Source organism: Desulfoluna sp. CYM3A (assembly GCF_056829965.1).
Genome location: NZ_CP186556.1, coordinates 2,710,179 through 2,733,115 on the forward strand (window position 1 = coordinate 2,710,179; position 22,937 = coordinate 2,733,115).

A 22,937-nucleotide genomic window follows, 5' to 3' on the forward strand; every position below is an offset into this window, starting at 1 on the left:
ATGAAAAAAACACTTCTTTTACTCTCTGTCTTATTTGCCTTTGGCTGCTCTTCCATGGACAACAAAACCGTCACCATGGTCTTAACGCCGGATTGTCTCGGAGATACGGACATTCCATCGGCATTAAAAGACCAGTTCAGGGAGGCAGAAGACAGTGTGTTATTGGATCTTGCACTGGGAGCGCCCGACAAGGGCAAACTGTGCTGGGGCCAGGTGTATGTGGCCAAAGAAAATTCAGACATTACCATCTACCGAGCGTGGAACAGCACAAACCCGCACAGCAAAATGGGCCAGTGGTGGTCCTTCAGCAAGCCCACGGGGCTGGTCTCCGCCTATCGCTCGGGTTGTGAAATCTGCTACCAGTGGTCCCCATTAGACAAACTGGTGGTGGGCAGGTTGAAGCCCGGAACAAAAATTGTCGTAGGCACCGGACAGTCCGCCAAGTGTTCGGAGTACCTCACCTACCCGGTGTCCGATGAGAAGCAGGTCTTTATCAAGGACGCAGACACGTCGGTGGAAACAACCTCCGATTACGACCTGGTATTCAAGTGGCGATAGCCCCACGCTCAGAGACCGAATGGTGCGTCCAGAGACCTCCGCGGGCCACAAACCCTGCGGAGGCAAGGAGAGAGCAGGCCGCCTTGTTCTCCGGATCCACATCGGCCACCAGGGGGCAATGGCCCTTTGGATCTGAGGTATGCTGAGTCAACGCATCCAGAAGCTCACGGCCCAGGCCCCGGCGCCAGAACTGCGACGAGAGCCAGCCCCCCGCCTCCACACGATCCTTGCCGAAAGGCAACAGCACGCAAAACCCCGCCAGTTCGCCGGTCTCCACGCAATCCAACGGAAAAAGCTGCCGGTGTGGCATCTTCCAGGGTAGAGACCAGCCACTCTCCGGCAGACGCAGCCGAATCGATGCCCCGTGAAAACCTCCAGACAGACGGCGAGTCAAACCCCGTCTCCATGCCTGCGACATCCGAAGGGACAAAGGGAGACACGGCAAGGCGCGGGGTCCGAAATCCGTCCGGGCACAGCCCGGACACCGGATAAAGCTCTCTTTTGATCAGGTTGAATCCCATGGTCACTTTCCTGTAAAGCGGGGCTCTCGTTTTTCAAACATGGCCGCAAGGGCCTCTTTGTGGTCTTCAGAGCCGTGGCACTGGGCCTGCATCAGGGCGCAGGTTTCCAAAAAATCAGGCAGCTCCGTGTTCCGACCCATCTTGAGAAGCCGCTTGGTCATGCGCAGGGCCCGGGGCGGCTTGGCCGCAATGGTTTCGGCCAGGGCCGCAGCTTCCTTCATCAGGGTTTCGTGGGGCACCACACGGGAGACCACCCCCATCTCCAGGGCGCGCTGGGCGTCGATGACCTCTGCGGTAAAGGCAAGTTCGCAGGCCTTGGCCATGCCCAGGACCCGTGGCAGGAGCCAGGCCCCGCCGTCACCGGGGATCAACCCAACGTTGAGAAAAGTCTCCCCGAATGTCGCCCGCTCCGAGGCGATGCGCAGGTCGCACATGAGGGCTGAGATCGAACCAGCCCCACAGCCGGTGACGCAGCTGCTGCAATAACCGGGATCTCCAGGGTTTCCATGGCCAGAGGGATTCGCTGGACATGGTTCTTGTACCGGGCCACCAGCTCCGGCCCCTCCCCTGCAAACATGCCCTTTTTCCCGGCCATGTCCTTGATGTTGCCCCCGGATGAAAAGGCCGGATCGCTTCCCGTCAACACCAGGACGCTGATGCCGGGATCTTTGTTAACCTCGTCCACCAGCCTGCATAGGTCCTCCACCATGGTCTCTCCGGTGATGGCGTTGCGACTCTCCGGGCGATTCAGGGTTGCCGTCACAACCCGCCCGTTTTGCTCCACGCAAATGTCGGTAAACCCGTTCATGGTCTCTCCTTTCCCATCAAGTGAGCCTTTCCGGTAACCCGCCGTGGCCGGATACATGGCAAGCAGGCCGTGAAATATCCGGGCTGATGTAAGGCCGGGCCGTTGTCTCAGATACTGTAGCAAACCAGGCCTCATATTTCACCGAAAATGAAAAACCCCGCACCATCAAGGAGTTGTGCCGTAGGGCCTGGAAAATGCAGCGGGCAGGGCCGTGCCCTCACCTTCCATAAGGGGCCTGGTGCATTTTTTCATGACAGAAGACTTGACACCGAAAGAATCTCCGATTAAAAAGCGTAAGCTCGCAGCATGGTGCTCTTTTGTCGGCACCGGCTCAGGGTACCCGTCATCGCGCGGGTTTTTTTGTGCCTGGAGAAAACCTTACGGTGCAACTCCCTTTGCCGCACTCAGCGGGAATGCCCTGCGGCGGGCTCCGCCATGGCAGACCATGGCGGATCGTACAACGCCCAAGGAGAACTGCCCATGCTGCACCCCGTCGTCAACACCCCCGAATGCGCCATTCACCGCATTGAAGACCATACCCAGTCAACGGTCAACCGACTTGTTGTCTCCACCCCGGAAACACGTGCCATCGCCAACGATCCCAGAGTCATGGGAGTCGACTACACCCGTCGCCTCAAGGCCGCCTGCACGCGTGTTCTGTCCATCCTCAACACCGAAAAGCGAACCTGCCTCACCGAAGACGAAACCATCGTCTTTGATATCCTCCGCGGCGGCCTTAACTTCGGCCTCCGGGAAGCCCTGGCCGACGCCTTCGGCTGGAACCGCCACGGTTGCTCCTTTATCAGCGCCCAGCGCGCCCGCGTGGACGGTGATCCCGAGAACTGGCACATCATGGAGAGTGAATACAGCAAGGTCTACATGCCCAAAACCGCCAGCATCGTCATCGGGGATGTGGTGGCCACCGGCACCAGCCTGGAGCATGCCATGAAAGCCCTGGTGGCCGAAGCCGAAAAGCAGGGAACCGCCCTGCGATCCATCGTCTTCTTCACCTTCGGCGGGCCCCGTGCCGAGGAGATCCTGGAAGCGGCCGATGCCATGTGCCGCAAACGGTTTCCCTCCTACGAAGGCACCACCCTCATCTACCTGGAAGGACGCTTTGTGGTGCCCACGGAGGAGACGCCCCTCACCATCAAGATCACCGGCACCGACCTCCTGCGCAAGGGCGCCCTCATGGCACCGGAATTCATCGAGTCCCAGTACGAAGATCCCTCCTACCCCATCCAGCGCTGCGCCATCTACGATGCGGGTTCCCGGGCCTTCTGGACCCCGGAGTACATCGCGGACCTCACAGAATACTGGGGCGACACCCTGGCCCTGGCAGAAAAAGGCATGGGATTTGCCGAGCTGCTCGAAGAACGATTCCCCGAACTCGACGCGGGCCGGTTTAGCGAAGTGGACCTGGCCGAAATCTGCCGGAAGCAGATATCACAGCTGGACGCCTGATAGGAAAAAACGCCTCCGGCAACCCTGCCGGGGGCCAAACCTTTGAAAAGTTTGACAAACAGGCATTTAAAACAAAACGAGTCCTGAGGTTTACGGTAACCTCCACGCATCATGACGATTCGTTTGCAACCGAAACGTTTTTGCGGCTTGTCACGGGCAAAGCCCGTCAGCAAATGTGACGTACCTGAGGAACGAAGGCACGGAGCATTTGCGAACCCGGGGTGCAGGGGATTCATCCCCTGCCTGCCGGAGGCACGCTTTTGTCCATCTTTTAGGAGAAACAGATGAAGAAAGACCACACAACAGACGCTGATTTCGCCCTCACCCATGTCGCCGATTCCCACCGCAAAGGGTTCTGGCCCATGCTGGTGGTGATGCTCGGCTTTACCTTTTTTTCCGCCAGCATGTGGTCCGGCGGTAAGCTCGGCACCGGGCTCACCGCCTGGCAGCTCATCGCCACGGTGATGACCGGCAACCTGCTTCTGGGCTGCTACACGGGGCTGCTTGCGGCCATCGCCGCCAAAACCGGTCTCTCAACCCATTTGCTTGCCCGGTTCTCCTTTGGGGAAAAAGGTTCTTACCTGCCCTCCTTTCTCCTGTCCATCACCCAGGTAGGATGGTTCGGCGTCGGGGTTGCCATGTTCGCCCTGCCCGTCCAGAAGGTCACCGGCTGGAACATCCACGCCCTCATCCTGGCCTCGGGCCTTGTCATGACGGCCACGGCCTGGTTCGGCATCCGCGCGCTGACCATCTTAAGTTTCATTGCCGTGCCCTCCATCGCCGTCCTGGGCAGCTTCTCCGTGGGCAAGGCCTTCACCGACTTCGGCGGCCTGGACGCCTGGTTTTCCATGGTCCCTGCCGAGCCCATGGGCCTGTTCACGGCCATCGGCATCTGCGTGGCCTCCTTCATCAGCGGCGGCACCCTCACCCCGGACTTCACGCGGTTTTCCAAGAACACCAAAACCGCCGTCTCCACCACGGTCATGGCCTTTTTCCTCGGCAACAGCCTCATGTTTCTCTTCGGCGCCGTGGGCGCGGCTTTCTACCAGCAGGCGGATATCTCCGACGTGCTCCTGAAACAGGGCATGATCGTCTGGGCCATGGTGATCCTGGGGCTCAACATCTGGACCACCAACGACAACGCCCTTTATGCCTCAGGCCTCGGTTTCTCCAACATCACCGGCCTGCCCAAAAAATGGGTGGTCCTGGCCAACGGTGTGGTGGGAACCCTTGCCGCCCTTTACCTTTACAACAACTTCGTGGGTTGGCTCGCCTTTCTGAACACCATGCTCCCCTCCATCGGCGGCATCCTCATCGCAGACTACTTCATGGTCCGAAAGCGGCTCTACGGCCACCTGGACAAAACCCGCTTCGAAACCATCCGACCCACCGCCATCCTGGCCTGGGCCGCAGGCGTGACAGCCGCCAGGGTGATCCCCGGCATTGCCCCGGTCAACAGTGTTCTGGCCGCCGTGGGTGTCTACCTTGTGGCTGAACATGTGATGGGGCTCATCAAAAACGGCGAAAGGCCTGAAAGCGAAGCGGCTTAGTTCATAAGCAAATCAGCGACACACATAAAACGCGAAAAACCGATGCCCGCACTTCCGTGGGCATCGGTTTTTTTATGGCTGATCACGTCTGCAGGCCTTTGATCCGGCGGCTAACAGATCAAAAACCTTTGGGATTATTGAAATTTTTATCAAGAAAACTGCCCTCAATATTGTTCGCCATTTCAACAAAACGAGTGGAAGGCAACGAAAAGGACACCATGTCTTCAGGAACAAAATTCCTGACCATGGGCTCCATGAACCCCACGATACTCCTGGGATGCTCCTGAAATTTTTCGTTATAGGGAAGCGTAAAGACAGACTGGCACCCTGAGCAATTGGGAATCAACACATTGTCCATCAAACTGGTCGTGCTGTCGTAGCCTGACAGGGTGACAAGCTTTGTCAGGTTGGTGAGATCCGCCGGAAAAATATTCACGACCTCAATTTCCCTGTTTTTATCAATCTTTTCGACTTGTTCCATGTACAGATATTTTTCTTTTGGCGGCTGGATAAGGGTTGCCGACTCACGGGTATATGCCTTTGAAAGCTCGAGATTTTTAAAAAACCGTTCGGTTTCCGCTAAAAATACGCCTCCATCATCTTCCAGTTCTGCAAAACCAAAATATTCCGTCGAGCCGGTGCATGCCTTGCCGTTATCCTCTGAAAACCGGATTCTTTTTCCCTGTTTCATCATCATTTTCAGATACATGAACATGCAGACCCATCGTTCCTTTTGATAAACAAACGAGTCTTCTATCTCTTCAGGTGAAAAATACCAACCGATGGCAGGATAATTAAAAGACACGACTTCTGAAAATTTCCTCAGGCTCTCTTTTACTATTTCTGAATTCATTTAAGATTCCCCTTGTGTTTAAAAGTTGATATCTATTATTTCAAAAGACATGCCAAAACATAAGACACTGTAAATACGATTAATACCGAGACGTAATTTTCAAAACCACGATATTAAATGGCTTTCAGCTACTAAATCTCGTGGCTACATGATAAACTATTTAATATCGTGGTTCTTTTGTCCGGTTCATGTAAAGGGGGTTTAGGTGACGGTTGATAAACACCAATTTTTCCGAAATGTAACGCTAAGCCTTTGCAGCAGCCTTGACCTTGAAAAGGCGCTCTTTAAGTGCTTTCAATATATCAGGAAATACATCCCGGCAGATGGTCTTCAATTCGATATTACCGAACCTAACGGCGCCACAGTCAGTATTGTCAGGGTAACAAAAGAAGGGGTCGAAATTCAGGATATTCTTATTCCGTTCTCACCTGAATCCATAGAAGAAGAGCAACGGTATTTTGAGAAAAAAGAGAATAAAAAAATTGACGATGTCCTGATTTTCAATGCACCGAACATAAATCCCATCAGTAAGGATTTTGCCAAAGTCCTTAACCTCAAGGAAGCATCCAATCTTGTCCTGCCGGTGGACTTTGAGGACAGTTTCCCTGCAACGATTTCCCTGTACTCTTTTTCTCAACATGCCTACACAGCAGACCATGCAAAGCTCTTTTCAGCAGTAAAGGAGCCATTTTCGATGGCCATGTCCAATGCCCTGAGGCACCGTGACGTACAGAACCGCTCGGAAAATTTCAAAAAAGAGACCCAGAGGCTCTACCTTGAACTGATGAAAATCTCGGGGGATAAAATCATTGGCGCGGAGTCCGGCTTAAAAGAGGTCATGACCCTTGCCCGGCATGTGGCTGAAGTGGAAAGTCCCGTGATGCTTCTTGGGGAGACAGGCACAGGCAAAGATGTCATTGCAAATGCTATTCACCAGTTTTCAAAAAGACACGAAGGACCGGTTGTCAAGGTTAACTGCGGGGCTATCCCGGAAAACCTTATAGACTCTGAGCTTTTTGGCCATGAGAAAGGCGCGTTTACCGGTGCTGTATCCCAAAAAAGAGGAAAATTCGAACGCGCTGACTCCGGCACTCTTTTTTTAGATGAAGTCGGCGAGCTCTCCCTGGTTGCCCAGGTCAGGTTGTTACGGGCTATCCAGTTCAAGGAGATCGAACGCCTGGGAGGCACCCGAACAATTCCTGTGGATACACGTATTATTGCTGCAACCCATCGAGATATGGATGAGTTGATTAAATCCGGCACATTTCGTGAGGATCTCTACTTCAGACTAAACGTTTTTCCTATCCACATTCCGCCGCTAAGGAAGAGAAAAAAAGATATCCCGGCCCTGGCTCATTACTTTATCGAGAAAAAAGCCAAAGATTTAAACCTTTACCCGCCTCAAAGACTTGCCCCCCGGGCCATGGATCAGTTGATGGACTATGACTGGCCCGGCAATGTACGAGAACTTTCGAATGTCATCGAAAGAGCGTTGATTCTAAACCGCAACACCCCACTCACCTTTGATCACCTGCATATCAATTCTGCCACACGTAACGCCTCGGAAATCCAAAGTGATAAAAACGATGATGACATTATCCCCTTTGATGACATGATTTCACAATACATCGTCAAGGTGTTAAAACGCACAGGCGGGCGCATTGAAGGCCCCAATGGCGCTGCAAAACTCCTGAACATGAAGCCGAACACCCTGAGAAGTAAAATAAAAAAGCTCAACATCCGGTTCCATAGAACAAAAGCCAAAAAGCCCTCGTAGAGTTGGGACATCGCCGCAAGGGATATCATTCCGTGAACCGCTTCATGGACAACATGCCGTCCACGCCCCTCCTCAAAATTTTTTCTCCACCACATCCCTCGTGCATTGTGACCATACAAATCCAGCTCACCCAGGCTTCTGTGATCGTCATTTTCGATGACTGAATCATCAGAAGAGGAACGGGTTCGATTGGCACCAAGCCTTCGGCATCAGTTCCCGTGGGGGTAAACCCGGGAATTAAAAAATGGGGATCCTCACCTTTCGATCCCGCCAAACCGCCTGAGTGGCGGGAAGATTCCCACGTCTATAGAGCCTGATCGCCGATTCATAGCGACCTGTTTTTCTGCAAAGCCAAAACAAATTATTCTAAAAATAAGCAAAAAAATTAACAATGCTATTTTAGCATGTTAGTTCCCTGGGAGACTCTTTCAAAGAGGATAGTATCAAATATGCATGCCTGCCCCCTTCTCAAGCAACCGTTTCTGGTAGCTGAAAGAAATGAAGTGAATGGGATCCAGTACACGGAACCACCCTGTACCCTATTGATATATTCCCCGGCAGATCAACATGTGCTGTTGGCCCCGGGAAACAGGAACACAGTGATAGTAAGAAGGAAATGCAGTGAAAAGTTATCGTCTTGAGCATGATTGCATCGGTGAAAGAGAAGTCCCCTGTGAATGCTATTACGGCATCCAGACCCTGAGAGCTGCTGAAAACTACAAAATCAGCAACATTCCCATCAGCCATTATCCCCAGCTGATCGACTCCCTGGCATATATCAAAATGGCCGCAGCCCAGGCCAACTGCGAGCTGGGGTTGCTGGAAGAGGACAAGTCAAAACACATCACACTGGCCTGTGAAAAAATCCTGGAAGGGAAATACTACGATCAGTTTGTGGTCGACGTGATCCAGGGCGGTGCAGGAACCTCCACCAACATGTGCGCCAACGAGGTCATCGCCAACCTCGGCCTGGAAGGCATGGGCCATCGCTGCGGTGAGTACGAGTTCCTGCACCCGAACATTGATGTGAACATGTCCCAGTCCACCAATGACGTGTACCCCACAGCCATGCGTATCACCTTGATTGCCAAAATACGCCAGCTTATCGAGGCCATGGCATTTTTGAAAAAGTCCTTTGAAAAAAAGGCCGAGGAGTTCAAGGACATCATCAAGATGGGGCGTACTCAGCTCCAGGACGCCGTGCCCATGACGTTGGGACAGGAATTTTCCGTATACGCCGTGATGCTCGGCGAAGACATGATGCGCCTGCAGGAAACCACGGACCTGGTGCGTGAGATCAACATGGGGGCCACCGCCATCGGCACGGGCTTGAACGCCCATCCCGAATATGCGGATCTGGTGACGGAAAAGCTGTCCAAATTGCTGGGCATCAACCTGATCAAGGCTGAAAACCTGGTGGAAGCGACCCAGGATACCGGAGCGTATGTCCAGCTTTCCGGGGTGCTCAAGCGTGTGGCGGTGAAAGTCTCCAAGATCTGCAATGACCTGCGCCTGATGTCTTCCGGCCCCCGTTGCGGTTTCAACGAAATCAACCTGCCCCCCATGGCCCCGGGGTCCTCCATCATGCCGGGCAAGGTCAACCCCGTCATTCCCGAGGTGGTCAACCAGGCCTGTTTTTATGTAGCCGGTGCGGACATGACCGTTACCATGGCCTGCGGAGCCGGTCAGCTGGAACTCAACGTCATGGAACCGGTGATCGCCCACAGCCTGTTCAGCTCTCTCATGTACCTGCGCAACGCCTTTGAAACCCTTGCAACCCGATGTGTTGACGGCATCACCGCCAACGAAGACGTCTGTCGCAACTACGTCCGCAACAGCATCGGCCTGGTCACGGCCTTGAACCCCTATATCGGCTATGAAAAGTCCACAGAAGTGGCCCACGAGGCCCTTGCCTCGGGCACGTCAGTGTACGACATCGTCCTTGCCAAGGGGTATATGAAAAAAGAGGACCTGGACGACATCCTCTCCCCTGAGAACATGATCAAGCCCCGGTATTTCCATAAAAAAGACTAACAGAACAAAAAGCCCCCGGCGGATTATGACCGGGGGCTTTTTCCCTGATGTATAGACGCCTTCTCACAGTAAAACACTTACCCCTTCTGTCCCACGTCTGTGCAAGTCATTCGGCAACATAGCCCCAGAACAGTGTGTGTGTGAAAAAGGCATAATAGTCTGAAAGATTCAGAATAAAACCCGGTGAGTCCGGCAGGCACAGCCATTAAATATAACAAGTGCATCGGATGACAGCTCACGCTCTGCATCCGGCCAGCGCATTTCAATCAAGTCCGTCAACGCTGTTCGTATTTCATGGCTGAGGGGAGCATAGAAACCATCAGCAAACGTTTTTACCCTGGGTTCCTTTAAGCCTATGTCACGAAACCACATGCACGCAGGAAGTGCGTCTCTGGTTTTTCTCCCGTGTATGAAGGACAGTCCACCCGATGTCGCTCTCAGACGGGCTTCCAAGCGAGGATATCCAGGAAGCAGATTTTCCGAAGACCAGCCAGATATTGCCACAATGCCACCGGGTTTTACCACCCGTGAGAGCTCTTTCAACAACGGCAGCGGCTCCACCAAAGGAGCATACCCAATGCAGTCAGCACTCCATGCCCAATCAAAGGTATGGTTGTCGAAGGGAAGAGTTGTCACATCCCCTTTCTGAAATGAAATCCTTTGTGAAAGACCAGCCTCTTTCACAAGTGCTTCCCCCCGATTCAGCAACTCCGCAGATAGATCAAGCCCGGTGACATGGCCGGTGGGTCCTACGGCCTCGGCCAACAGCAAACTCTGAAGACCGATCCCACACCCCGCATCAAGTCCCCTGCTTCCGAAAGGAAGCTGTATTGCCTCGATCACGCCGCGAAGAATCGACTCTCTCAAGGGATTGGCCACCAAAAGGCTACGGATATATGAATCAGTATCCACTATATGCCTCATGATATGTTAATCACCATTATTTGAATCGGTTAAACAATGTGCCAGTCGACCATCAAGCCAACGCTTCTAAGCAGCCAAACGCTTATTTCCGTCGGCTGCATTCGCATCATTAAATCAAAAAGAGAACATGACAAAATGATGAACCATGCCTATCTCTGTTGAGATCATAAACGTACCGACATTGTTCTAGTTCAATGTCAATCCGCATCAATCATGTCCATCTCTTTCAAGAGCTCCATGACAATTGAAATCTTTGACCCTGCCATGGTCCCACCAAGAGAAAGCATAACAGAGCAGGTTTCCATAATCTCATCCCGTGTTGCCCCTGCATCAATCGCCTTTTGTGTCTGTCCTAAAATACACCCCTTACAGCCCATCACAATGGCGGCACCCATTGCCATCAACCGCTTGGTCTTCGTATCCAGAACGCCAGGCTCATACGTTTTCTTGTAATGGGCTTGGTAAAGCTCTCCCTGCTCCCCTTGCCAGTCGATCAACTCCCAGAAATTATCACTGATCTGGCTGTACTCGTCTTTCAATTTCCCCATTATATATTCCTTTTTTAAGGTTTGAATACTTAACCAAGAATGTCGAATGTGGAGGTGTAGCCCCTTTCATTAATATTGAATGATAAACTCATCCTCGTCGATTCTTTTAAATGCCCTATATGTTTTTCATCATTACTTCCGGGAAACAGTTTACACCAAACTGGTCACAGTTCATGCACCCAAAGCTCGGTGAATCTTCTCTGTCGATTACCAAAAAACCTTGAGTTTTGAAAAAACCGGGAGCCCTTGCACACAAGTATAAATTCTTAGCACCTACTTTCTTGGGTGGCAACAGACCTTCACAAAGAAGCTGTTTACCTACGCGTTTATTCCTGTAATCTGAGTCGGTTGCTATACCTTCAAGAACGTATACACCTTCCCTCATACCCAAAACGCAACCTCCAATGAGCTTCTCATCATCAACGGCTTCCCAATATTTGACCATCGGTCTCTGGAATTTCTTTATCCTTTTCTGTAAATTCTAAGCCATTTTCAATAAAAAGTTTTATTAGCTCGGCGTATCGATCTGATTTGCAGATGGTTACCATTCCTTGTATCCCCTTTAAAACATAATGCTACGCTAAGGGCTCAAAAAGAAAAGTGAGTAACGAGCGCAGCTTTTTACCATGCCTTCCAACATGTAGTACTACGACAATAAAAAAGGCTATTATTGATAGCTACTTTTTAAATACCTTAAGAAATAGAGATAACCCCAAGAACAACCATACAAAGCCATTGGTATAAGAGTGAATTGGAAACCCCATATACAATGTAAATTCAGATTTATCTAATAAAATAGCTGCACCCTATGCCTAATAAAACAGCGGAAAATAAAAAATATGCAATAGCGGTGTTATTGGTAATTTCTGAACTGAAAAACTGATCTATCTTGTTTCTATATCTTTGAGACTTAATGATAATATGGTCAAAAATGACAATAACCAGAAATATACCGAATAGACTGAAGCCGATTACGACTAAAGCTTTCATCCGAAGACTGTTCCCATATCAGTGCTGTTAGTATAGTTGACTTATAATGTTTGATAATGATTTTTAAAAGGACTTAAGGGTTGCAAATCCGACCCCCAAGTTATCGCTTCAGAAATGCGTATCAAAAATCGATAGGTCAAGTTTGTAATCCACAAAATGATTAATTGCATGAATAAACATTGCAGGGGATGATTTACTTGTCGAATCTGTAAACAATAAAAACCGATTGGGATTGAGAATAACTTTTGAATCATGCCAGGCTTACCTCGTTGGTTTACCCAGAGGAGAGACAGTAAATACGAGTCATAAATGCATATACATCTTAAAATATAACTTATTCAACAGGATCAACCCCTAAATCAGCGGCGCGTGTTTTTTGAACCCACTGAAATTGACTGTTAATGGATTACGTTGGCCATGCTATGTCCTTATGGGTTTTATGATGCAGTTTAAATTGTTTAGTTTTTAATTTGCCGCAATTTACTGAATAAGTAATCGAGAAAAATATGGCGGGCTGATTATTCCATGCCTCTATGTCGAAGCTATCCGAGTCAAAAACAGGCAATTGGGTATAAAAATACTGGGTGTCCCTTAACTTTTGATCCAGGCTGACACTTTTATTCATAACAACGGTTTCTTCTGGTTTCAACTCTGTTTTTAAAGAAACGTTTTTAGATAAACTTGCCCTTGCTTCTTGTCTAAAATGCATATCCACCCTGAAGAATGAGAATATGACCGTGAGAACGTTCTGAAATTTGGTACAATGATGACTTCCGCATTGGATAGCCCTACTATCTGACTATATTTACCATGATTTATGCTATTTCTCATTTCATGAGTGGGCTCATGGCAATAGTCGTCGATCTCCACAATGTGACAAGAACAAAGCAACGATAAAAGTATAAGCGTTGGATAGAATTTCAAATTCAATCCCATACCTTTTAGATGAGGAATTTTTAAAGTGAAGCGAAACACGAGCACAGCGTTAAAAAACCCCCTCTCAATTTATTTGTTATCTTTAAGATCATCAAACCGAGTTCGAGTGTCCAGTGACCGAATGAGATTTCCCGAATCTGAGCTTGATACTGTCAATTGATTGTGCTTGCTAAAAAACGATCCAATAATTGGAATCAATGATAAAAAAACAAATGATGCTTTAAATGAAGAATATAAAGCTTCTAAAAAATATCTATTATTTTCCGAAAATTCTATCGCGGCCTCTTTTGACAGCCATAATGAATAAAGGATCAGTACTAAAAACACGCCAAAAACGATAAAGATTTCTAAATCATTGGTTTCAATGTTGTATCCCTTCAAAAAGTCTTTTAAAACCATCAGTAGAGACATAAAGACCATTGTAATACCGGCAGAAAGCCAAAACAGTATGAAACTGTAAATGCCTTGTACCATTCTTTTCACAAGCGGGTTTGATGGCTTCACTTATTTCCTCGACATAAATGACAACTATCATCGAACAAAACAATCCGACAATCCGTCCAATTCCTGTTTTTCGCACCCTGCGGGAGTGGCGTTTACCTCTCCAAGCATCAAGCAATCCCCTTAAAAAAACCACAACACGGGGCAACGCCCACCACATGTATTCAAAGCAGTCATCCCTCTAAGCGCCATTAATTTCTTACTCTGTGACCAGTACAAATGCAAGAGTCTAATTGGATATAAAAAAACAAGGTCTATGGAGCTAATCAACGAAGGATTAAACGTGGGAAGACAGAGGACAACCATATTTGGTGAGGCTTTATGCTATAGGATTACCCTTACGGCTTAACAGTAAGGGTAATCCATTTTCGAGGTGTTTTCACAAGGGCGACTTCGCCACCCTTACCCCGGAGGTTTGTTTTTATTTGATCTTCTACCCCGCGACCATCAACACGGCAAGACCGCACAGAACCACGCCGCAGCCCCGTGATATGGGGTTCTGGAATCGCTCGTAGCGGGTTCTGAAGGCCTGTCCAGGAGCATGGAGAAAAGCGTCCAGACAACGATGGCTTCGACGATCAGGGCAAGGCCGAAGAGGGCTCGGATGGCTGTGGGGGTTTCGGGGGCGAGGAGCTGAGAAAAGACGCTGAGGACAAACAGGGTTACTTTGGGGTTAAGCAGGTTGCAGAAGAGGCCGTCTCGAAAGGCTTGGCCAAAGGGGGCCGAGGATTTCTCACTGGCATCGAAGGTGAGGCCGGAGTTACCGGTGAGGCAGCGGATTCCCACGTAGAGGATGTACGCGGCCCCGGCGTACCGGATGGTGTTGAACAGTAACGGGCTGGTGCGGATAATCACGGCAAGGCCTGCAACGGACAGGGTCACGTGCACGGTGAAGCCAAGGCAAATGCCCAGGATACAGGCCATACCGGCCCGCAGGGACGTGGTGGTGTGGCGGAAGATCAGCATCATGTCGGGTCCGGGGGAGAGTTGGGCGGCCAGGGCCACCCCCAGGACGACCACAAGGGATTCGAACATTATCGGGTACTCCGTGTTGTCATGGTTGGGTAACGGTTCAGAAGAAAAAAAAGGATAGCCCAACGGGATCATGATGTAAAACGCATACCCGGAATACATATCATTCCCACACGGAATATGCCTTAATGAGAGTAATGGGACTCCTTGAGCTGTGTTTCGAATTTTCGGCGCAGCCAGGTGTGGGCGGCATCTCGCCTGTGGCGCTCATGCCAGAGAAGGCCATAGCGAAACGGGGGCACCTCAAAGGGCAGTGGGAACACGTCGGCGTCGTACCGCCGGGCAAGGTGTCGGGCGATGTGGGTAGGGATGGTCAGAAGAAAATCGCTCTGGGTCACCACCTCCATGGCCGAAGCAAACAGGGAGGTCTCAAGGGCCACGGTGCGCTGCCTGCCCCGGGCGGATAGGGCCCGGTCAATGGGGCCGGCCTTGTCGCTTCCGCCGGTCACAACCACATGGGGGGCCTTCAGATAGCCTTCCATATCGCGGTTCCGGGCCAGAGGATGCCCCTTTGCTCCCACACAGGCAAACGTATCCGTACCGATCCAGCGGCACACCACCCCCGGAGGAAGGGGGTCCTCCCCTTCCATGGCGCTTGCCACTTGAATGCGGTTCTCCACAAGCTCTTCCACCACGGTCTCTGAGCATTTGGTGATCACGGAAAGCCGAATACCGGGTGCTTCGGTGTGGAGGGAACAAAGCAGATCAGGGAGCACGAACTGGGCCACGTAATCGCTCACCGCAAGGGTAAACCACCGCTGGCATCCGGCCGGATCAAAGGGTACCTCCATGGCCATGGCGGCCAGCTCACCCAGAATCACCTCTAACCTCGGTTGCAGGATTCGAGCCCGCTCCGTCGGTTCCAGGCGATTCCCCACCCGCACAAGCAAATCATCGGAAAACGCCTCGCGAAGCTTTCCCAGGATCTTGCTCATGGCCGACTGGCTCACCCGCATCCGCGCAGCAGCCCTGGTGACATGCCGCTCTTCCAGAAGCAGCCCCAGGGCCTTTAGATGAGACGGCGACAACGAATCCACAGACATACCCAACTCCTTTATCCATTCATACCGGGGGTGACTCAAGGCAAACGGCACAAAAGCGCTGCCGGGAGTCAAACGTTACAGGTTTTGAGGACGTTTTGCCAGGCTCCGCCGAATCGACATTGACAGGCATTTGAAACTTTTTTTTGCGACTTGTCACGGCGTGGCCAAAGGCGAAGACGAAGGCTTTTCTAATTCCGCCGTCAGGAGTCCTTTTCCCCACTGCACTCCCTGAACACCCGGCAGGCACACTCCCTGCGACACGCCTCGTCTCGACGGGCCACAAAGGCAGCGATGGCCTCGCTCTTGTGCTCGAAGATGTGATCCTCTCCGATGCGATCGATGAACCCCACATGGGCGATAAACTGAAACACGGTGGTTTTCAGGTTGCAGAAGTAGAGGCCGCCCCCCCGCGCCTTGAGGACATCCGAAAGCTCCACCAGCATCTCCGCCCCTGCCAGATCGATGTAGTTAATCCCCTCGCTGACGATGAGCATGTTGGTCACCCTCTCCTTTTCGATCATCGTTTCGATGCGGCTTCGGATGCTTCCCACGGATCCGAAGTAGATGGATCGGTCGATGCGGATAATCTTCATGTGGGGGCACTCGTGAAGGGGTCGTTTTTCGATGCTTGTGAGCTGCCGGGACCGGGTGGCGGGGTCCGGGGCCATCACCACAATGTCCGGGGTGGAGGACCGGGAGAGGAAAAGGATCAGGGAGAGAAACACCCCGATGTAGATGGCAAACTCCAGTTCCAGAAACAGGGTGGAGAAAAAGGTCACCGCAAGGATCGCAGACTCCGAAGGGCTCACGCGGAGGATAAACCGGATATGCCTGAAATCGATGAGATTCCACGCCACAATAAGGATCACGCCCCCCATGGAGGCCAGGGGAAGCCAGGCCGTAAGCGGGGCGATAAGAAGGACCAGAGCCATGAGGGCAACGGCTGCAAAGATTGCAGACAGGGGCGTCTTGGCCCCGGCGGCGTAGTTGATGCCGGAGCGGGTGAAGGAGCCCGACCCCGCGTAGCTTGAGAAAAAACTTCCCACCAGGTTGGAGAGCCCCTGGCCGATGAACTCCTGGTTGCCGTCGATGAGCTGCCGGGACCTGGCGCTGTAATGGAACGGGCCAAATCAGACGCCCCAACCAACAGCCGACAATGCAATGGCAAAGGCATCCGGGGCAAGCTGCCGGATCACGGGGATGGATTCTGGCTCCATACGGGGGCTCTGAGGGGATCTCCACCCGCAGAAGCGCAACCCCGTGCTCGGGGCCGCCCATGGCAAGATAGGCGACAGGGTCCTCCGGCCACCATGCCCACGAAGGTTGCCTTCAAACCCTGCGGGCACCACGGCCGCACCGATGGTGACGGCGGCCACCGCCACCACGAACCCGTTGACCGTTGAATAATGGGTTGCCATGGCCGCCCAGGTGTCGATAAAGGACTCCCCCCTGTGCAGGTCAGCCCCAGGCAGATGCGTCGACCGGCGCCAGAGGCATGGGCGGCCCCGGAGCCTGTTACCACCGTGTGGGAGACAAAGTTCACCAGGGCGCCGAGGCGCGCCAGCCCAAAGGCAAGCTGAAAGAAGCCCGCAAGGAAAGTAAGGGTCAGGGCAAGGCCGATGTACGCCCCGCTGCCGGGCTCGGCGTACTGGCTCACCGCGGAAAAAACCACAATGGAGATGGCTGTGGTGGGCCCCGATATGAGGTGATACGACGAGCCGAACAGGGCTGCCACCACCGGGGTGACCATGGCGGTGTAAAGCCCGTACTCCGGGGGCAGGCCTGCGATGGCCGCAAAGGCAACGGCCTGGGGAAGCACAATGACGGCACCGGTGAACCCGGCCAGGAGGTCTGCTTTCAAGGTGGCCCGGCCAACCAGGGGAAGCCATGTTAAAAAGGGGAAGAGTCTTGCGATCACGTCTCTCTCCGTCGGGTGGGCTTTCATCGACACGCGGTTTCCGGAGGTGATGGGGACAGCGATGTATTCCGTGGAGGGTCGTCTGCCCCGGGGGTGTCAATGGGTTCGATTGTAATCAATCCCACGGGACACTGCAAGTAACACGGCGAAGATGTCAAGGCAAGCAATCCATGTGAACCCGGGTATTTCCCACAGACAAAATGTGATCCGCGATTTTCTCAACCACCCTCAGCCGAGTCCCCTGCCCATCTATCCGACCCGGTTTCCCTCCAGGAAATACCACCCACAGGCACCATCCATGCCGTAATTTCATTTGAGCACCTGTCACTTTTCCATCGTGTCATGCGCCCTTCGGTCTTTCCCCATCCCCACCCGGTCGTGCCATGTGCCTGACCCACAGGCCGTTGTGACGCCTCAGTCGTTCCGTTTATTCTCCCAACAAACATCCCAGGGTTTGGACGTAAAGCAGTGTACGTTTGAACGGCGCCGGCCAGACCGGAGACCGTTCAAAACACGTTTTATCATGTGCTGATGTGCATCTTCAGTGCTCACCGAAGCCCCTCTCAGCTCCCTGGCTTCCTTAGTCCTTGCCCGACCAACGACGTTTTGCACACGATACCCGAAAGGTGACCCCAGATGTCTCGAAATGATCCGCAAGCCCCACCGGACAACGTATGAATTAATGTTATGGAGGACTTCACGCGTGGAAAAATATGTGTACAGCTTCAACGGCGAAAAAACCGAAGGCGACGCGAGCCTGATGAACCTGCTGGGCGGCAAGGGAGCCAACCTGGCGGAGATGGCACGACTCGGCATCCCCGTCCCCCCGGGATTTACTATCACCACCGAGTGCTGCAACGCCTTCCTTCGCTCGGGCGGGAGCTACCCCCACGGGTATGCCGAGCAGCTCAACGACGCCCTTGTATGCCTGGAGAAAAACATGGGTCTTGCCTTCGGAGACCCCGACAATCCCCTGCTTGTCTCCTGCAGGTCCGGTGGACGCCAGTCCATGCCCGGTATGATGGAGACGGTCCTCAACGTGGGCCTCACCTCAGGAACCATCCCCGGCCTTATCAAAAAAACGGGCAACGGCCGATTTGTCTACGATTCCTACCGCCGCCTGATCATGATGTATGCGGACGTGGTCATGGAAAAGGCCGAAGGCATTGAGGCGATGAACGGAAACGGCATCCGCAACCAGCTGGAAAAAATCCTTGCCGCGTTCAAGGAGACCCGAAACCTCCAAAACGACGCCGACCTCACCGAAGACGACCTGAAAACCCTTTGCGGGCTGTTCACCGAACGGGTGGAAACAGTACTGGGCGAAAAGTTCCCCGACTCCCCCGAAGCCCAGCTCCAAGGGGCCATCGGGGCGGTCTTCAAAAGCTGGAACGGCAAACGGGCCCAGTCCTACCGACGCATTGAGCAGATCCCCGATTCCTGGGGCACCGGTGTCACGGTCCAGGCCATGGTATTCGGCAACATGGGCGACACCTCGGCAACCGGCGTGGCCTTTACCCGCAACCCCGCCACCGGGGAGAACACCTTTTTCGGCGAGTGGCTTGCCAATGCCCAGGGCGAAGACGTGGTGGCCGGCCTGCGAACGCCCGCCCCCATCAACGACGCCACCAAGCGGGACACCAACAAAGGGGTCACCTCCCTGGAAGTCGCCATGCCCGGCGCCTACAACGAGCTGGAGGCCATCCGAACCACCCTGGAGCGGCACTACAAGGAGATGCTCGACATCGAGTTCACCATCCAGAACAAACGGCTCTACATGCTCCAGTGCCGTGTGGGAAAACGCACGGGTACCGCCTCCCTTGTCATGGCCATGGAGATGCTCGAAGAGGGACTCATCGACGAGGTCACGGCCATCAAGCGGGTGAAACCCCAGCAGCTCAACGAACTCCTTCACCCCATCGTGGATCCCGAGGAGGAGAGCCGGGCCGAATGCCTCACCGAAGGGCTCCCGGCCGGGCCCGGCGGGGCCTTCGGCCACCTCGCCTTCACATCGGATGATGCCGTCAAGCTCGCAAAGACCCATCCCAACGTCATTCTGGTTCGCGAAGAGACCAATCCCGAGGACATCGAAGGGATGCGGGCGGCCTCAGGCATCCTCACGGCACGGGGCGGCATGACCAGCCATGCGGCCCTGGTGGCACGGGGCTGGGGAAAATGCTGTATCGTGGGCGCCGGAGACATTACCATCCACCCTTCCATGAACAAAATGCAGATCGGGGACAAGACCTTCAACCAGGGAGATATCCTGACATTGAACGGCACCCGGGGGCGAGTCTACGAAGGGAAACTCAAGATGGTGGACGCAACGGAAGATACACGCTTCCAAAAGTTCATGCAGATGGCCGACGCCTACCGCACCATGGGAGTGCGGGCCAATGCCGACACACGGGAAGATGCCCTGGTGGCCAAAAGCTACGGGGCAGAAGGCATCGGCCTGTTTCGCACCGAGCACATGTTCTACAGCGCCGGGGCGGACGACCGCCTTTTTATCTTGAGGAAAATCATCTTGAGCGACACCGAGGGCGAGCGGAAAGCAGCTGTCCAAGAGCTTGAGCCCTATGTAAAGGAGGAGATCAAGGAGACCCTCAAGGCCATGAACGGCATGCCCGTCACCATTCGGGCCCTGGACCCGCCCCTCCACGAATTCGTCCCCCACTCACGGGCCAAACAGGTGGAGCTGGCCGAGGCTCTGGGCGTGGACGTCACCGAGATCAAGCGCCGATGCGAAGCCCTTCAGGAGAGCAACCCCATGATGGGGCACCGGGGCGTGCGCCTGGGGATCAGCGTCCCCGACCTCACAGAGATGCAGGTCAAGGCCGTCTTCGAGGCCACGGCAGAGCTTGCCAAGGACGGATTCCATCCCCAGCCGGAGATCATGATCCCTGTGACCTGCGACGTGGAAGAGCTTGTGTTCGTGCGCAAAATCGTCAACACCGCCTGTGAAGAAGTGGCGCGGCGTTACGGCCTGGCCTCCATTGTCCACAAATTCGGGACCATGATCGAAATCCCCAGATCCGCCCTGCGGGCCAACCAGATGGCCGAACTCTGCACCTTCTCTTCGGCACCAACGACCTTACTCAGCTTACATACGGTTTCAGCCGGGACGACGTCGGTGAGTTCCTGCCCACCTACCTGGAGAAAAAAATCCTCCCCGCCGACCCCTTCCAGACCCTGGACCCCTCCGGGGTGGGAGAGCTCATCAAGATCGCCGTGGAGCGGGGCCGCAAAACACGCCCGGACCTCAAGCTGGGAATCTGCGGAGAACACGGGGGCGACCCGGACTCGGTACGGTTCTGCTACAAAGCAGGCCTGGACTACGTAAGCTGCTCCCCCTACCGTATCCCCATCGCCCGACTGGCCGCCGCCCACGCTGCCATTGAGGCGTCGGAAGGGAAAAAATAGCACCGTAAAACCACCACGGGCAGCCCCTTTCCGGGCTGCCCACTCACCACTCACCACTCCCTACTCACCATTCACTATTCCCTGCGCCCTATCCCCCTATGACCTATCCCCCTATGACCTATTTTACCTGCCCCCCCTACCTCCTGCTCTTATCCGTCAACCGCGCTTCCTTGATAAGGTTGATGCCGAAGAGCAGCAGCTTTTCCATCATGTACCCGCAAAGTTCCTCATCCTTTGTCTCCAGAGCAGAAACCAGGCTTCTCTGGTACTCGATGATCCCGTCCGGGTCGTCTCCCAGGTTGTAGTAGTAGGTCAGGTAGTTGATGAAGACGGGCTTTAAGGTATTGAAAATCAGCTGCACGGCAAGACTCTCGGCCTTTTGGAAGAGAAACTCATGGAAGGCGTAATCACACTCGGCAAGGGCCCGGGCGTCTTCTCGTGCGGCCTGCTTTTCATCCAGAATCCCGTGGAGATGGCAAAGGTCCCCGGGGCCCAGGTTGTGCACGGCCCGTTTCACCGCAAACCGCTCACTGATAAGACGAAAATCCATAAACGAGGTGAGGACCTCATCGTTTAGATCCAGGCTGTTTTCAATATAGTAAATCAACAGGGAGAGAGCGGCTTCATTGCGGTAATCCGTCACGTAGGTTCCGCTCTGGGGGACCCGCTTGACCAGTTTCATGTGATCGAGCCTGCTCAGGGCGTCCCGCACGGTGTTCCGGCTCGCATCAAACCGGTCGGCCAGCTCCCGCTCCGAGGGCAAGCGGCTTCCCGGTTCATAGTTACCGTTGAAGATATCCTTACGAAGGCTCTCAAAGACTGTGTCTGCAATACATGTGGGCATGGATCCATCCCGGCCGCCGCACCGGGCAGCCACAAAGGCATCAATAACGTTGACGATACCGCAAAAAGCAGCGACAAACTCAGCCCGCTCCGCGGTACCGCGACACACAGACTTTTACCGGATGGTAAAAGGCGTACGCCACAAGTAATACAGGGCCCCAAATTGGTCAACCAATTTTATTTTTTATGTTGCACACAAACAATTAAAAGCCTGTTTCGCCCCTGTAAACATTAACATTTCGAAAATAGACCCCGAGATAAACTTTTGTACACTACCAAAAATCCCTTGATACCCCCCGAAATTGGTGCTACCAAAACAATGTTTCTCAACACTCGGAGTCGTATCCGCTTATTTGCTTATTTCAGTTGTTCAGGAGGTGAACCCATGGTCCTTTTAAACCCGAAAAAATACAAAGACAGAAATTACCCGGACGAGCGTTCCAAAGAGATCATGCTCAAGACCATCGACTGGTTCGAGAACAAGGGTCTTGCTGCCATCAAAAAAGACTACCAAGAAAAAACCTTCACCTATGATTTTGCAGAGTTCGTGAAAAACGAGGGCATCTTCGAGACCCTCTTCCTGCCCAAGGGCTACGGGGACGACCCCAACCAGCACTACAGCACCTACAAAATGTTCGAATTCTCCGAAATCTGCGGTTTCTACAGCTCAGCTTACTGGTACATGTACCACGTCTCCACCCTGGGCCTGGACCCCGTTCTGCTGGGTGACAACGAAGAGGCCAAGCACAAGGCGGCCGCCAAGCTTAAGGAGAACCCCCTGTGTGCCTTCGGCCTGTCCGAGCGCGAGCACGGTGCGGACATCTACTCCAGCGACATGAAGCTCTACCCCAAGGGCGACGGCACCTACCTGGCCCAGGGCAGCAAGTACTACATCGGCAACGGCAACGAAGCCGGAGTCGTCACCGTCTTCGGTAAGATTGCAGACACCGACGATTATGTCTTCTTCATGGTGGACTCCAAGCACGAGAAATACGAGTGCATCCAGAACGTCATCGCATGCGACCAGATGTACGTCTCCGAGTTCAAGCTCCATGACTACCCCATCACCGACGCTGAGATCCTCTCCCGCGGCCAGAAGGCCTGGGACGACATGCTCAACACCATCAACATCTGCAAGTTCAACATCGGCTCCGCTGCCATCGGCCTCTCCACGCACCCTGTACGAAGGCCTGAACCATGCTGCCCACCGTGAG

General features: G+C 53.3%; 20 protein-coding genes and 2 pseudogenes. 8 read left to right on the forward strand and 14 right to left on the reverse strand.

The annotated features are described in order from the left end of the window. The first annotated feature begins 54 nt into the window (after window positions 1-54). The gene (locus ACOYW1_RS13780) at window positions 55-558 is read left to right on the forward strand and encodes a hypothetical protein (protein ID WP_482423241.1); all 504 of its coding nucleotides are present in this window, start codon (window positions 55-57) and stop codon (window positions 556-558) included. Here the strand turns inward: ACOYW1_RS13780 and ACOYW1_RS13785 are convergent. After that, complete coding sequence (locus ACOYW1_RS13785; RefSeq protein ID WP_482423242.1) at window positions 545-835, reverse strand: GNAT family N-acetyltransferase; 291 nt, start codon at window positions 833-835, stop codon at window positions 545-547. The genes ACOYW1_RS13780 and ACOYW1_RS13785 overlap by 14 nt on opposite strands. A 26-nt stretch (window positions 836-861) precedes the next feature. Between ACOYW1_RS13785 and ACOYW1_RS13790 the strand changes: the two genes are divergently transcribed. Further along, the gene (locus ACOYW1_RS13790) at window positions 862-1,050 is read left to right on the forward strand and encodes a hypothetical protein (RefSeq protein WP_482423243.1); all 189 of its coding nucleotides are present in this window, start codon (window positions 862-864) and stop codon (window positions 1,048-1,050) included. 31 nt (window positions 1,051-1,081) lie between these two features. On the opposite strand, the gene ACOYW1_RS13795 is transcribed toward ACOYW1_RS13790, so the two are convergent. Together ACOYW1_RS13795 and ACOYW1_RS13800 are read right to left on the reverse strand one after the other, a co-directional pair. Beyond that, window positions 1,082-1,513 (reverse strand): enoyl-CoA hydratase-related protein, encoded by a 432-nt coding sequence (locus ACOYW1_RS13795; RefSeq protein ID WP_482423244.1) that lies wholly within the window; start codon window positions 1,511-1,513, stop codon window positions 1,082-1,084. Continuing rightward, window positions 1,447-1,887, reverse strand: a complete 441-nt coding sequence (locus ACOYW1_RS13800) for an enoyl-CoA hydratase-related protein (RefSeq protein ID WP_482423245.1) — start codon at window positions 1,885-1,887, stop codon at window positions 1,447-1,449. Before ACOYW1_RS13800 ends, ACOYW1_RS13795 begins: the two co-directional genes overlap by 67 nt. Before the next feature lie 435 nt (window positions 1,888-2,322). On the opposite strand from ACOYW1_RS13800, the gene ACOYW1_RS13805 reads away from it, so the two are divergent. After that, window positions 2,323-3,351: a phosphoribosyltransferase gene (locus ACOYW1_RS13805; protein WP_482423246.1), complete on the forward strand. Its 1,029-nt coding sequence runs from the start codon at window positions 2,323-2,325 to the stop codon at window positions 3,349-3,351. 284 nt (window positions 3,352-3,635) lie between these two features. Continuing rightward, window positions 3,636-4,901, forward strand: a complete 1,266-nt coding sequence (gene codB, locus ACOYW1_RS13810) for a cytosine permease (protein WP_482423247.1) — start codon at window positions 3,636-3,638, stop codon at window positions 4,899-4,901. A gap of 118 nt (window positions 4,902-5,019) precedes the next feature. Here the strand turns inward: codB and ACOYW1_RS13815 are convergent, their stop codons facing one another. Next, the gene (locus ACOYW1_RS13815) at window positions 5,020-5,754 is read right to left on the reverse strand and encodes a DUF169 domain-containing protein (RefSeq protein WP_482423248.1); all 735 of its coding nucleotides are present in this window, start codon (window positions 5,752-5,754) and stop codon (window positions 5,020-5,022) included. 205 nt (window positions 5,755-5,959) lie between these two features. On the opposite strand from ACOYW1_RS13815, the gene ACOYW1_RS13820 reads away from it, so the two are divergent. Continuing rightward, the gene (locus ACOYW1_RS13820) at window positions 5,960-7,531 is read left to right on the forward strand and encodes a sigma-54 interaction domain-containing protein (RefSeq protein ID WP_482423249.1); all 1,572 of its coding nucleotides are present in this window, start codon (window positions 5,960-5,962) and stop codon (window positions 7,529-7,531) included. Between the two features lie 621 nt (window positions 7,532-8,152). Next, window positions 8,153-9,565: an aspartate ammonia-lyase gene (gene aspA / locus ACOYW1_RS13825; protein WP_482416005.1), complete on the forward strand. Its 1,413-nt coding sequence runs from the start codon at window positions 8,153-8,155 to the stop codon at window positions 9,563-9,565. 168 nt (window positions 9,566-9,733) lie between these two features. Here the strand turns inward: aspA and ACOYW1_RS13830 are convergent, their stop codons facing one another. From ACOYW1_RS13830 to ACOYW1_RS13870, 9 genes and pseudogenes are all read right to left on the reverse strand, one after another. Further along, on the reverse strand, window positions 9,734-10,477 hold the full coding sequence (locus ACOYW1_RS13830) for a class I SAM-dependent methyltransferase (protein WP_482423250.1): 744 nt from the start codon (window positions 10,475-10,477) through the stop codon (window positions 9,734-9,736). A gap of 209 nt (window positions 10,478-10,686) precedes the next feature. Then, the gene (locus ACOYW1_RS13835; protein WP_482423251.1) at window positions 10,687-11,037 is read right to left on the reverse strand and encodes a carboxymuconolactone decarboxylase family protein; all 351 of its coding nucleotides are present in this window, start codon (window positions 11,035-11,037) and stop codon (window positions 10,687-10,689) included. 115 nt (window positions 11,038-11,152) lie between these two features. Next, window positions 11,153-11,482, reverse strand: a complete 330-nt coding sequence (locus ACOYW1_RS13840; protein WP_482423252.1) for a GNAT family N-acetyltransferase — start codon at window positions 11,480-11,482, stop codon at window positions 11,153-11,155. A 1,550-nt stretch (window positions 11,483-13,032) separates the two neighbouring features. Continuing rightward, entirely contained in the window at window positions 13,033-13,467 is a 435-nt protein-coding gene (locus ACOYW1_RS13845; RefSeq protein ID WP_482423253.1) for a hypothetical protein, read from the reverse strand. Window positions 13,468-13,911: 444 nt separating this feature from the next. Further along, the gene (locus ACOYW1_RS13850) at window positions 13,912-14,499 is read right to left on the reverse strand and encodes a LysE family translocator (RefSeq protein WP_482423254.1); all 588 of its coding nucleotides are present in this window, start codon (window positions 14,497-14,499) and stop codon (window positions 13,912-13,914) included. A 122-nt stretch (window positions 14,500-14,621) separates the two neighbouring features. Beyond that, complete coding sequence (locus ACOYW1_RS13855) at window positions 14,622-15,539, reverse strand: LysR family transcriptional regulator (protein WP_482423255.1); 918 nt, start codon at window positions 15,537-15,539, stop codon at window positions 14,622-14,624. A 200-nt stretch (window positions 15,540-15,739) separates the two neighbouring features. Continuing rightward, a complete protein-coding gene (locus ACOYW1_RS13860) occupies window positions 15,740-16,207 on the reverse strand; it encodes an STAS domain-containing protein (protein WP_482423721.1) in 468 nt (155 codons plus the stop codon). Window positions 16,208-16,324: 117 nt separating this feature from the next. Next, window positions 16,325-16,633, reverse strand: a pseudogene (locus ACOYW1_RS13865) (SulP family inorganic anion transporter); the annotation flags it as partial. Window positions 16,634-16,731: 98 nt separating this feature from the next. After that, entirely contained in the window at window positions 16,732-17,457 is a 726-nt protein-coding gene (locus ACOYW1_RS13870) for a SulP family inorganic anion transporter (RefSeq protein ID WP_482423256.1), read from the reverse strand. A 760-nt stretch (window positions 17,458-18,217) separates the two neighbouring features. On the opposite strand from ACOYW1_RS13870, the pseudogene ppdK reads away from it, so the two are divergent. Next, window positions 18,218-20,880, forward strand: a pseudogene (ppdK, locus tag ACOYW1_RS13875) (pyruvate, phosphate dikinase). A gap of 136 nt (window positions 20,881-21,016) precedes the next feature. Here ppdK and ACOYW1_RS13880 read toward each other — a convergent pair. Then, the gene (locus ACOYW1_RS13880) at window positions 21,017-21,724 is read right to left on the reverse strand and encodes a FadR/GntR family transcriptional regulator (RefSeq protein ID WP_482423257.1); all 708 of its coding nucleotides are present in this window, start codon (window positions 21,722-21,724) and stop codon (window positions 21,017-21,019) included. Between the two features lie 384 nt (window positions 21,725-22,108). On the opposite strand from ACOYW1_RS13880, the gene ACOYW1_RS13885 reads away from it, so the two are divergent. After that, complete coding sequence (locus tag ACOYW1_RS13885; protein ID WP_482423258.1) at window positions 22,109-22,936, forward strand: hypothetical protein; 828 nt, start codon at window positions 22,109-22,111, stop codon at window positions 22,934-22,936. The last annotated feature ends 1 nt before the right edge of the window (window position 22,937 follow it).